This is a genomic window from Nocardia sp. CY15 (assembly GCF_009829295.1).
GTDB classification, from domain to species: domain Bacteria; phylum Actinomycetota; class Actinomycetes; order Mycobacteriales; family Mycobacteriaceae; genus Nocardia; species Nocardia sputi.
Genome location: NZ_VUOT01000065.1, coordinates 1 through 12,185 on the forward strand (window position 1 = coordinate 1; position 12,185 = coordinate 12,185).

At 66.0% G+C, this 12,185-nt stretch carries 10 protein-coding genes and 1 pseudogene; 7 read left to right on the forward strand and 4 right to left on the reverse strand.

From position 1 onward, the window contains the following. Positions 1–122: pseudogene (locus tag GVY39_RS33245) on the forward strand (IS5/IS1182 family transposase); the annotation flags it as partial. 69 nt (positions 123–191) lie between these two features. Then, positions 192–488, forward strand: a complete 297-nt coding sequence (locus GVY39_RS33250; protein ID WP_159989393.1) for a hypothetical protein — start codon at positions 192–194, stop codon at positions 486–488. A gap of 87 nt (positions 489–575) precedes the next feature. On the opposite strand, the gene GVY39_RS33255 is transcribed toward GVY39_RS33250, so the two are convergent. Then, positions 576–890 carry a hypothetical protein gene (locus GVY39_RS33255; protein WP_159930829.1) on the reverse strand — a complete coding sequence of 105 codons (315 nt, stop codon included), beginning with the start codon at positions 888–890 and terminating at the stop codon, positions 576–578. Positions 891–1,034: 144 nt separating this feature from the next. Between GVY39_RS33255 and GVY39_RS33260 the strand changes: the two genes are divergently transcribed. Further along, positions 1,035–1,628 carry a transposase gene (locus tag GVY39_RS33260; RefSeq protein WP_159930828.1) on the forward strand — a complete coding sequence of 198 codons (594 nt, stop codon included), beginning with the start codon at positions 1,035–1,037 and terminating at the stop codon, positions 1,626–1,628. 48 nt (positions 1,629–1,676) lie between these two features. Here the strand turns inward: GVY39_RS33260 and GVY39_RS33265 are convergent, their stop codons facing one another. The 3 genes from GVY39_RS33265 to GVY39_RS33275 are packed head-to-tail and all read right to left on the reverse strand — an operon-like array spanning position 1,677 to position 5,144. After that, positions 1,677–2,108, reverse strand: coding sequence for a DUF6262 family protein (locus GVY39_RS33265; protein ID WP_159930827.1), 432 nt, complete (start codon positions 2,106–2,108; stop codon positions 1,677–1,679). Further along, a complete protein-coding gene (locus tag GVY39_RS33270; protein WP_201295432.1) occupies positions 2,095–4,371 on the reverse strand; it encodes a tyrosine-type recombinase/integrase in 2,277 nt (758 codons plus the stop codon). Before GVY39_RS33270 ends, GVY39_RS33265 begins: the two co-directional genes overlap by 14 nt. After that, positions 4,368–5,144, reverse strand: a complete 777-nt coding sequence (locus GVY39_RS33275; RefSeq protein ID WP_201295431.1) for a tyrosine-type recombinase/integrase — start codon at positions 5,142–5,144, stop codon at positions 4,368–4,370. Before GVY39_RS33275 ends, GVY39_RS33270 begins: the two co-directional genes overlap by 4 nt. Positions 5,145–5,624: 480 nt before the next feature. Here GVY39_RS33275 and GVY39_RS35505 point away from each other — a divergent pair, with 480 nt between their 5' ends. From GVY39_RS35505 to mobF, 4 genes are all read left to right on the forward strand, one after another. Beyond that, positions 5,625–5,942 (forward strand): hypothetical protein, encoded by a 318-nt coding sequence (locus GVY39_RS35505; RefSeq protein WP_236565801.1) that lies wholly within the window; start codon positions 5,625–5,627, stop codon positions 5,940–5,942. 411 nt (positions 5,943–6,353) lie between these two features. Continuing rightward, the gene (locus tag GVY39_RS33285) at positions 6,354–7,943 is read left to right on the forward strand and encodes a hypothetical protein (RefSeq protein ID WP_159930825.1); all 1,590 of its coding nucleotides are present in this window, start codon (positions 6,354–6,356) and stop codon (positions 7,941–7,943) included. Between the two features lie 437 nt (positions 7,944–8,380). Further along, entirely contained in the window at positions 8,381–8,791 is a 411-nt protein-coding gene (locus GVY39_RS33290) for a DUF4326 domain-containing protein (RefSeq protein ID WP_159930824.1), read from the forward strand. Positions 8,792–9,076: 285 nt separating this feature from the next. Next, a complete protein-coding gene (mobF, locus tag GVY39_RS33295; RefSeq protein WP_159930823.1) occupies positions 9,077–12,094 on the forward strand; it encodes a MobF family relaxase in 3,018 nt (1,005 codons plus the stop codon). Positions 12,095–12,185 lie beyond the last annotated feature (91 nt).

Below are 12,185 nucleotides of genomic sequence, written 5' to 3' on the forward strand. Positions count from 1 at the left end.
TCGCCTGGCTACATGCGTTCAAGCGTCTGCGCATCCGCTACGAACGCCGCGCCGACATCCACCAAGCCCTACTCACCCTCGCCTGCGCGGTCATCTGCCTCCGAAAACTCATTCTGAACTGATCTGTTAGCGACACCAACAACGACGAACCGTCCGTGCTCGTGCTGTGGCCACTCCCGCCAGGCAAAGCCGTGACCGATCTCACCGACGAAGAACAGTCAGACCATCAAGAGTTCATCCAGACCGCCGGCTCCTGTGGTCGCTACACGGTGGAGATACGCCAACGGGCTACTGTCTACACCCTAGGCCACGTGATCGACGATCCGATCTGGGACACCGAACCGACCGAGATCACCGCTGGCTCCCACGTTGTCCCCGTGTATCCCCACGAGGTCTTCACCCCGGCTGAGGTAGGCCATCTCTTCCACCACTACCGCAAAACCGGGCAAATCCCCGACAACGGCTACACGCGTCGAGAACTCCAGTGAGGTGGGATGCGCCGTTGTACCGGGCCATTCCTCATGACGAAACTCACCGCACAAATCATCGGCCCACAAGTATTGACAATTGCTCCCTTATTGCCCGCCCGGAGTCTTGTCACGAAGGACACTGAGCCGTTCAGCAAACTTCTGAAACTCATCCTCGCCGAGCTGCGCGATGCGCTTCATATCTTCAACATCGCTCGACTGTTTGTCGAAGTCCTTGCCGAAGAACGGCCCACGATCATGCTGCTTGTCGAAGTTCGCACCAGCATCACCAGGGGATAGCCCCTTGCCAGCCGTTGCTATCAGCTCTCTTTCGATTGTGGACTTCAGCAATGCACTTACGCGTTGCTGCTCAGACTTCGGTAGTCGTGCCAGCAGTTCGGTGAAGTCAAATTCTTTTGGCATCTCGTACTCCTGGGGCAATCGCGGTTCGTGATCTAGCTGCCAGTTCGATGCGGCGGTCAGAGGCTCCGCCCGTGTGTACTCGATAACTGTCCCAACAAGCGCTTAGAGTTGGGGTCAAAATCGTGAAATCGGCGCTCTACGTCGGTGTCGACGCGGCTGCGCCGCCCGCCTCAGTATCGGGCCTGCCTGGTGGACGCCTACCGCGATCATCTGCGGGCTCGCCGCGCCGCGGAGCCCGGTGTCCCGATGCTGCGGCTGGTCGCCGAGATCAACGAGCTGGGCTACACCGGTGGCCTGAACCTGCTCTACAAGTACGTCAATCAGGGCCGTCTCGACGGGGACCGGATCACGCCTTCGCCCCGCCGGGTGACCTGCTGGATTTTGATCCGAGCAGCGAACCCTACGGAGGCGCGCGCTCACCTGGACGAACTGCTGGCCGCGTGCCCTGAGATGACCGCTCTCGCCGGGGCGGTGGGTGACTTCGCGCAGGTGATGACCACACTCCGCGGCGCCGAGATCCAAGGCTGGATGAAGCAGGTCCGCGAGGACGGTCTGGTTGAGCTCGAACCATTCCTTGCTGGGCTCGATCAGGACCACGACGCCGTGGTCGCGGGTTTGACCCTGCCATACAGCAGCGGTCCGACCGAGGGCGTCAACACGAAAACCAAGCTAATCAAGCGCCAAATGTATGGTCGCGCAGGCTTTCTGCTGCTTCGGCACCGAATCCTCCTCGGGTGAGACCCGCTACCACCGAATATGGGACAGAGCCGAGGAAATTACAGTCCCTCAAACACCGGTCCAGTGAGAGCGGTCCATCCGGTCGCCGGACCGTCGATGTGGCTGCGCGTTGCGTAGGGCGCGGATTTCGCCGTAGGCGACTTCGAGTTGTTCGGTCAGTTGGGTGATCTGCTGGCGTAGTTGTTTGTTGCGTTTGTCGGCTGCCTCCAGGCGGGTCCGGAGCGATTCAAGCGAGGCCCGGCCTGTGTGGCCGGTAACCGTATCCCTCTGCCGGAGAGCAGATATCGCGTCAACGAGGTCGGGTTGGGTGTAGATCCACGATCGTGAGACTCCGGCAGTCTTGGCGATAGCGGCGACTGTAACCGCTCGGTCTTGGTGGCGGGCTGCGGAGGTGATCGCGGCCTCGGCGCGGCGGCGAGCGTCTTCGCTGCGGCGCTGGGTCGCTTTCAGCAGGTATCGGGTGTTGTCAGCCGGCGACATCGAGGTCTTGGACCTTTCCGCCGGCCAGGATCTGGCCGGTCTCGACGGATTCGAGCGCGTCGATGATGGCGTCGAGTTTGTTCAGGGTACGGGTGTTCTTCTCCACGACTCGGGCGAGGCCAGCGGCCTGGGCGTCGCTGATCATCCGGTGGGTGTCCTGGCGTTGGCGGCGGTGTTGATCCAGGAAGTCGGTGGTGGTGATGAAGAACCGGCAATCCAGACACGGATTGGCGTATTCGCAATCGGTTTGGACCGGAGCGCCACAATAGCCGTTGGGCAGAGTCACTTTCGCGCGCACCATGCTCAGCTTCGCCCATGCCGCGTCGGCGAGTGGATGATCGGAGGCGATCGTCGCCGGGCGACCGTCTGCGTCGACCTTGACGGCTTTGAGCCAGTGCTCGCGCAGAGTGTCGTTGTGCAGTCGAGCGTAGACCGCGGTCATGGTCGGTGACATGTGATCGAGCAGGGCCTGGACGACCGGTTGGGGAACGTCGGCGTTGATCAGCCTGGTGCCCAGCGTGTGCCGGAATTGGTGGAAGGTCACCCGGACCGGCCGTTGGTGTTCATCGATGAGTGCCAACTGTTGCAGCCAGCGATCCAACTGCTTGCGCAGCCGAGTGCTACTGGCGTGTCGGCTGCCGTCGATGTTGCTGTGGACCGCGGGGAACAACCACGGTGATCCGGCCGGGAACCGTTCGAGCACGGCCCGTTGCTGGGCCACGATCTTTCCTGCCAGTTCGTCGGAGAGGGGGAAGAAGGCGGGCCGGTCCGACATCTTGCGGTTGAGCCAGGCCAGGTAGGGGTTGTCGTCCTCGTCATGGACGACGCACTCGAACGGCAGAGTGCGCGCGTCCTTGAGTCGTAGCCCGCAGTTGATGAGGATCTCGACGATCAGTCGGCCGTCCGGCGACGGGAACTGTGCCAGAGACTGCGGGGATTCGATCTGGCGCATGACGTGTTCGGCGATGAAGCGCGGCTTGGCGTGCGGGCGTTCGGGCATGTCGTCGTAGATGAGCGCATTGCGCGGTAACTCCGGCTGCCACTCGTGGCGGTGGACATCGGCGAGGAACGCGCTGATCGACACGATCATCGCGCCTCGGGTGACCGGATCGGGGACTTTCGTCTGCAACTGGGCAAGCCACCCCTCGAGGCGAGCGCGGGTCAGCGCCGCCGGCGCTGTCTGCTCCCCGACCGCTTCGATGAGGTATTCCGACAGCAGTCGGCAGGCTCGAATGTTGATCGCGACCGTCGAGGGATTCAGCTCACGGTTTAGGCGCCATCGGCACCAGCGCCGAACCAGTTCGTTGAGCCAGCCCAGTGTGATGCCGCCGAAGCGAAGGTGCCGGACGGCGTCGGTGTTCAGTCCGAGGTGTTTGAGGTCCCATTGTTGGCGCGGGTATTGATCGGCCCAGGGGTCCGCCTCGATCAGCAACGCCCGCAACTCGAATCGGGTGTCCTTGATGAACGCCAGCGACAGGGTGTCGTAGTTCGCGGGCTTGGGGCGGCAGAACGCCTTCCACTGCGCATCGTCCCAGTCCAGCAGACTGTGCACTCCGGCAGCGCGGATCCAGGTGACCGCTTTGGTGACCACCCGCGGCGCGGTGTGCTGATGTCCCTGCTCGTGACGACGTTGCAGCCCGTAACCGATCTCCAGTCGTAGCGCCCCGCTCAGATCGTGCAGACGGACATGGGGATGACGGATTCGTTCGACATGGACGAACCACTCGCTCAACGGCATTCGCCCGCCATAGCGCCAGCTCTCGTAGTGAGCGCGACACAGTTTCATGCTCGGACCGTCGGTCCATCGCGGGCAGTCCGGGAACTGGCAATCCGACTCCATCGACGCGCGCGGCGGCGAGTAGAGCGTGCGTGCCACCCACGCGTCCAACTCGGGGCGGCCGTAACGCGTCCACGCCTCGGCATGGCGATGGCACAACCCGTTCGACTTCGCCGCCCGGTTGCACCCGCCGATCATGCAATCCGGAACGGTCCGTCGCTCCCGGGTGGCGAAATCCTCAGCCACCGCCCACTCTTCGAGTTCGGGACTACCATCGATCTTCCACCGCTGATAGTGGCCCTGACACAGTCTCCGGGAGGCATAGCTCAGCGCGATACCGCACGACGGGATCCGGCAGAAACCCTGGACGAAGACTCGACTGTCGGTCGGCGGATAGAACACCTCCCCACGAAACGGCTGCGTCACCGTCTGCATCAACCGCTCCAACAACCCCGCAGCGCTATCGGCCCTCAGCGGTGTGCTCACCCTCGACTGGTTCCTTTCTGCAACACTCCCGCCTCGACGAGGGCGTGGCGATGGTCTTCGGCAGTCAGATGCGAATACGTCGTCTCCGTGGTCTGCGAACTCGAATGCCCCAACAACTCCGCCACGATCTCGATACGCACCTTCGCTCGCAGCAACCGGGTCGCGTAGGTGTGGCGCGCGACGTGCGGAGTGAAGAAGTCCACGCCCGAAACGACACGCAGCCGCCCCACCAACTTGTGGACATTGTCTTCGGTCATCGGCGCACCGATCGGCGGCCGGAACAGGTTCACGAACACGTAATCGCTGTCCAGCGAGCCGTATTCGACCTCCATGTACTCCGCGTAGAGATCGAACAACGCATCCGCCGCCGGCACCACCCGCGGCTTGAGCCCCTTGACGCGCGCATCGTTGTCGTTGTCCTCCCGGGCCACCACATGCACCTCACCGGCACGCAGTTTCAGGTCGTGATGCCGCAAACCCAGCGCCTCCCCCAGCCGCAGCCCCGTCTCGAACAACAACACGATCAAGAACCGGTCCCGCAGCCGCAGACACGCGTCCTGCACTGCGGTCTGCTGCTCGACGGTGACCGTCTTGGGAGGCGCGCGGTGCGCGTGTAAGCGAATCGGGCTGAAGGAATCCACGTTGGCGCCACGACGCCGGGTATGCGCGAGCAGGGGAACGTAGCCGCCGGTGGGCCGCGGGCCCGAGAACTCTCCGAGCAGGGCAGGCACCGACTCGTCCCGCCGAGAGTGGAACCGATAGAACGATGCCACCGCAGAACGTTTACGCACCAACGTCGTTCGCTCCACCGCCGACGGCCCGCCCGGCAGCACGAGCACCCCGGCCGCCGGGCCTTCTTCGGTCGCTGTAACCAGCTGAAGGATTCCGACAGCTGCTCCACGCTCAGCTCGCCGTAGTCCCACCCGCGCTGGCCCAGCCACTCGAACAGATCCCGCAGATCGTAGGCGTACCCCTCCACCGTGTTCGGCGCCTTACCCACCGCCACCAAATGCGACAAGAACTCCTCGACCGGCCACACCGGCAACCCAGCCTCATCGACCACCGTGAACGAACGCCGCCCCGTATCCGACGCACGCAACCGCTGCACCCGAAGCAGCAACCCTCACCCTCCACCACAACGACACCACGAGACCGGATGTCTATGTAGCAGAAACTCGCGACCAAATCCAAACCATCTGGACGTCAAAGACATTCGAGCACGAGCTCCGTTAACGCTGACCCGGGGTGCGCGGGTGATCGTGTCCGGGCGGTTGAAGCAGCGCAGCTGGCAGACCGCCGAGGGCGACAAGCGCAGCCGGGTCGAACTCGAGGTCGAGGAGATCGGACCGTCGCTGCGATACGCCACCGCAAAAGTCAACCGCGTCTCTCGCCCCGCCGGTGTCGGCGGCGATGGCAATGGCTACAGCCGCTCGGCGGCTGGTCGCTCCGACAGCGATGACCGTGCCCGAGACCTCGTGGGCGCGGCAGCGGGAGCCGGGAGCGACAACCCGTGGGCGTTCAACGGCGCGGGTTCCTTCGGCGGTGGCTCCGTCGAAGATCCGGCGTTCTGATCCCGATCCCCCGGCGAATCGTGGTGGCCAGAGATTCGCTGGGCCGCCACGGCTGATCGCTCGAGCGGTCGGGTTTCGGTGGGTGTGGGCTGATCGTCTGGTCGTCTGCCCCGCCGTGCTGAGTGCTACCAGGCCGTGATCCCGCCACGGCTGCGGGCCCGCGCCCGGGCGTCACCGAATTCGCCCGCGCGACGTCCCATCGTGCGCGTTGGTCGGTGCGCTCAGCGCACGAATTCGCAGCCGCCCGCGTGGGCGCGTTCCCTCCGCCGTGTCGGGATCCCACCCTGGTCGGCCGCACTCAGGCGGGTCAGACGACCAGCCGCCCAGCCCCGTGCCGGGGTTACGTACGCGTGTGCGTGCGTGCGTCCGGTGCGGGGCTGGGCTGTTTCTACGACAGAACAGGAATCAGTGATGACCGCAACGTTGAACGCACCCGAGACCACCGACTCTGTCACCGAGATCGTCACCGAAGCCGCTGAGACCGTTTCCCCTTTCACCGCCGCGCTCGGAGAGATCGAATACCTGCTCGACACCGATCCCGACGCCGCGCGCGAACGCTTCACCGCCGTGCTGGCCCTGGCCTCTCCGGCCGAGCGTGCCTTCCTCGACCGCGCCGCCGAGATGCTGACCCGCGCGCCGTGGAAGACCGCCGCGCGTCAGCTCGGATGGATGGCCAAGTCCCGCCCCGAACTCCGGTCGCTGATCGTCGATCACACCGCCGAGGGCGACCCGGGTCTGTACCGGCCCGAACTGCCCGCCCAGTCCGATCTGTCGATCGAGGCCGCCGAATGGGTGCGCCGCTCCATCCGCGACCGCCGATCCCGCGACCGCTACACCGCTACCCCCAGCGCCGTGACCGACGCCGCCCGCTACCAGCCCGTCGCGATCGCCGCGCGCCGTGCCCGCATCCCCGCCCCCACCATCGGGGCTGTGAGTCTGCGCCACCGCGAGCGTGACCTCGCGGTGGCCGAACGCCGCCACCGCGAATACGCGGGCTATGCCGCGCGGCGGCTCTACGCCATCGACACCGCGGTCGATGACGACCGCACCCCGCCGGTGCCCGAGCCCCGGAAGAAGGCCGGGCAGCTGTGGGCGCACGTGCAGGCCGAGTTGTGGGACCGCTCCTACTTCCTGCACGTCGCCGAGTGTTACACCGAAGCCGACCGGCATCTGCTCGCCCCCGAGCTCCCAGAACGCCACATCGCGGTCGAGCGCCGTCACGCCGGTCTCGAGGACGCGGCCCGGGAGTTCCTGCGCGAGCACAGCAGCGAGCCCGAGCTGTCGTCGCGGTCGCGCGGGGCGCGTGCCCGCCGCACCCGGCCGCAGTTCCCCCCGCGGATCACCCCGGCCGACCAGTCGCGCTTCGCCGAACGCCGCACCAGGCTCCCGGTCCCCAGCGACCGCGACGAATATCTGCCCTACAGCGAACTCGACGTCCGTGAGTCCACCTGGCAGGGCTCGGGCCTGGATTACGACCTCGCCGCGATGACCCCGTATCTCGGGTGGCCGTGCGTCGGTTGCTGGATCGACCGGCCTGCCAGCGACCGTCGCCCCCTGCACGCCCGCGACGGGGTGGCGAGTGACGACGGGCTCTGCGATGTCTGCCGCGCCGACGGCCATCCCGGCATCCCCGTACTGCCCGCCGGGTTCGGCATGCGGACCTTCGTCGAATCCCGCTGCGCCTACATCGCCGCCGCCCATCCCACCCAGGTGCGGGCCTTGTTGGATCGGGTGCGGGCCGCCGCAGCGAACACCGGACCGACCTGGCGGCTGATCACCCGGTGGATGGCGATAAACCTCGAACAGCCCGAACGCGCACCCCGCCCCACCGCCGCGCGACGGCCGCGCCGAAGTGGTTCCGCGCTCGGGGCCGGGCAGCGCATCGGACGCTGCGACGCCTGCGCCCGAAACGGCATCGTGCACGCCGACAACTACTGCACCGACTGCCGTATCGACCTCGGACTCGTGCCCGCCACCCGCCGCACCGCAGCGGTGGCCTGACCCGCCCCTGCTCGGCTCCCTCCCTGTGTTCGCCGGTCCGCCGCGGTGTCACCCTCCCGCGGCGGACCGGTCCACCACCCCCGACCAGACAAGACCACCACGTGCATCGACTCCCGAACCGAGCGCGCCGCGCCCTCTCAGCGCTGCGCGACGCCGCGCTCGCAACCCGCCCGACCCGAGTCCAGGTGCGGCAACGGGCTTCGGTCACTGTCGGTCGGCGACCTCGTCGGACTCGACGACCGCCACTACGCCTGCGCATCGGTCGGATGGTCGCCCGTCCCCACCCCGCCCGTCTGACTCACCGTCGTTGCGGCCCGCTTCGAGTGATCGGGCCAGGCCCAGGGGTAGCGCGGTCCCGACGAGGACATATCCCCCACCGCACCCGCGCAGACAACACTGCACCGATCCGAGCACCCGAACCGGAAGGAGACCTCACCATGGCTCACTACATCGATCCCGCACAGCTGGGCATCACCGAACTCGAACAGCTGCTCGCCGCCGGAACCCCGGTCGTGGTGTCGATGCGCGCCGACAGCGGACACGCACACCTGATCGACTGGGCGCGACGCCACGAAGTGTTCGTCCGCATCGACCGGACCAGCGACTGGGGCAACCCCTACATCATCGGACGCGACGGCAACCGCGACAACGTCATCACCACCCACGCCCGCCACCTCGCCCAACGCGTCGACCTACTCACCTGCCTGCGACGCGGTGAACTCGCCGGGCACGTCCTTGGCTGCTGGTGCGCACCACAGCCCTGCCACGGCGACACCCTCACCGCCGTCACCCTCGACCCCGACCTCGCCCCGCTCGACGCCCTGCACCTGTGGCGGCCACAAGACTGAACAACCAGACCCGACGACCGACCACCCACAGCGACCAACCAACCCCGCCGCACCAACTCCCACCCCGTCCACCTACGCACCATCATTCACACCCACTTTTTGGCTCCCCTCATACCCGCACACCAACCGCACCCATCTCCTCCTCGCTCTTTCACTTCTTTTCTCAAGCAGACCTCTTGCATCGAGGGTAACGTTTTGGTAACGACCTGGGTTTTGTTGAGTTTGACAGAAAAATAGTCAAATCCAGCCCTAGCGCTGAACGCTATTACATGCCTTGATGGATGTATGACCGCGACGATTCATAAAGTCGTCGCAGGCAATGGCTTCCAGTACTACCTGCGAAATGTCGCCGCGTATGACGTCACGTCCCGCGGCCGGTCGAGTTTGGCCGATTACTACTCCGCTGAAGGTGAGTATCCGGGGTGTTGGTACGGCACAGGATTGCCCGCGCTCGGCCTCACTGCCGGGGAGGAGGTGACCGAAGAACAGATGAAATCCCTGTTCGGACTGGGTCGCCACCCTAACGCCAAGCAGATCGAAGCTGCGGTGTTCGACAAGCAGGTTTCGTTGGGCGCGAAGCTCAAAGATGCGACGCGCGCGGCCGATAAAGCGTCGCGTTTGGGTCACCCGTTTCGGGTTTATACGGAGCTTTCCGAGTTCCGAAAACGATGCAGGAAGGCATTCGAAGAACACAATTCATCGCACGGATCAGACCTGCACGCGCCTATTCCTGATGCGGAACGGGCGCGGATTCGGACCCGTGTCGCGTTCGATATGTTCACCGACGAGTACGGTCGCGCGCCGCAAGACGCGCGGGAGTTGTCGGGGTGGGTGGCGAAGAACTCGCGCCCGAACAGCACCGCCGTCGCGGGTTTCGACATCACCTTTTCGCCGGTGAAGTCGGTGTCGGTGCTGTGGGCACTCGCGCCACGGGGCATCGCGGAGAAGATCGAAGCCGCCCACCAGGCCGCGATCGATGACGCTCTCGAGTGGTTGGAGCGGCACGGGATCTTCACCCGGCTGGGTCGCAACGGAGTGCGCCAGGTCGATGTCGAGGGCATCGTCGCGGCGCGGTTCACCCACCGCGACTCCCGCGCCGGGGACCCGGACCTGCACACCCACGTCGTTATCCCCAACCGGGTTCGCACCCTGGACGGCAAGTGGCGCACCCTGGACGGCACGGCGATCTACCAGGCGCTGGTCACCGTTTCCGAGATCTACAACACCCGTCTGGAGCATCACCTCGACCGGCTCGTCGGCGTCGAGTTCACCGAACGCCCCACCGCCGATCCGTCCAAACGTCCGATCCGCGAAATCCACGGAATCTCGGGACAGTTGATCGAGGCATGGTCGCGGCGTGACACCGCGATCACCGTGCGGCTGGGCGAACTCGCCGCAGAATTCCAGCAGCGGTTCGGGCGTGAACCCATTCCCACCGAGATGTTCGACCTCGCTGAGCGCGCCACGCTGGAAACCCGCCCCGCCAAGCACGAACTACGCTCCCTGGCCGAGCAACGCGCGACATGGCGCGCCGAGGCGATCGCGCTGCTCGGCAGCCGCGACGCACTCGCCCAGATGGTCTCCGCGGCCTTGAACCCGCCCCGACTACCCCGGATCGCGCCTTCGCCGCAGTGGATTACGCGCACCGCTGATCGAGTGCTGGAGGTGGTGTCAGAGCATCGCACCACGTGGCGGGCCACCAATATTCGCGCCGAAGCCGAACGGCAGCTCCGCGGTCGCGTGCCGGCGACGGACTGGGAACAGGTCACCGAAGCCGTAGTCACCGAAGCGCTCTCGTCCCCGCACTCGATCGCACTCGGTGATCCCGACATCGCGGATGCGCCCGAACTCGGTGACGTGCCCGAAGTGCTGTGCCGCCGTGACGGCACCAGCGTCTACACCGCAGCGGGCTCGCAGCTGTACACCTCGACGCGGGTTCTGTCGGTGGAACAAGCGTTGATCGAGCTGTCGGTGCGGTCCGGCGCCCGCCAGCTCACGCCGCAGACGGTCACCGATGCGGTGCGCGCCTACAACGCCGCGCATCCGGATCGGCCGCTCAACGCCGGGCAGATCGGTGTGATCGAAGGCTTCGCCACCTCCGGCCTGCGGGTGCACACCGCCAACGCCCCCGCCGGAACCGGAAAGACCACCGCCATGCGGGTGCTCACCAATGCATGGCACACCAGCGGCGGACAGGTCCTCGGCCTGGCGCCCACCGCCGCGGCCGCCGCGGAACTGGGCACGTCGATCGGTGCCCGAGTGGAAACCGTCGACAAACTCCTCGACGTCCTGACTCGCCACACCCCGCACCCGGACAACCCCGCTTTCGAGCGGGACGCGCCGCCCGCGCTGCCGGAATGGGTGCTGCAAATCGACGCCGACACGTTGGTGATCGTCGACGAGCACGTCAAGCTCGGCAACCACAAACGCCTACGCCTGCTGGAATTCTTGGCCCGACGCGGGGCGACGGTGCGGTGCATCGGCGACGATCACCAGCTGCCCGCGATCGAAGCCGGCGGCGCCGATGCCGACATGCACGCCGCCGCCCCCGACCAAACCTTGACCCTGACCCATGTTGTGCGGTTCGCCTCATCGGCGGAAGCGACCGCGAGTTTGCAACTCCGGGAGGGCGATCCGGCCGCTTTGGGCTGGTATCTGGACAACGGACGTGTACACGGCGGCCATCACGGCGCGACCCACGATGACGCCTACACCGCGTGGAGGACCGATCACCTCGCCGGGCGCCAGGCGATCATGCTGGCCGCCACCCACGAGGTCGTGACCCCGTTGAATGCCCGCGCTCGCGCCGACCGGATCGCCCGCGCCAGCGCAGTGGTAGGAGCGGAATGCGCCCTCGCCGACGGGCTCGCCGCGTCGGTGGGTGACACGATCCGCACGCGCCGCAACAACCCTCGCCTGCGCCTGGGCGCGCACGATTGGGTGCGCAACGGCTACACCTGGACCGTCACCGCCGTGCACGACGACGGCAGTTTGACCGCCACACACCAGCTTTCCGGTCGCGGAGAACCCGGCGAAACTGTGCGGCTGCCCGCAAACTATGTCTCCGCGCATGTGCGTCTGGGGTACGCGGCGACGATCGATTCCGCGCAAGGAATCACCGCCGATACCTGCCATATCGCGCTCACCGGAGGCGAATCCCGGCAACAGTTGTATGTCGCGATGACGCGCGGTGTGCACGCCAACCACGCCTACATCCCGACAGCTCTGGACGGCTCGGAGGGCTCGTTCTGGAGCGAACCAGCGGTCGGGACTGCCCCGGCTTTGGTTGACTCGCGGTGTTGATGGGTTCAGGCCGCGAGTGCGGTCTGGTTGATTGTCTCGAACTCGATTGGGGTGAGTTTGCCGAGTCCGCGTTGTCGCCGTTTGCGGTGGT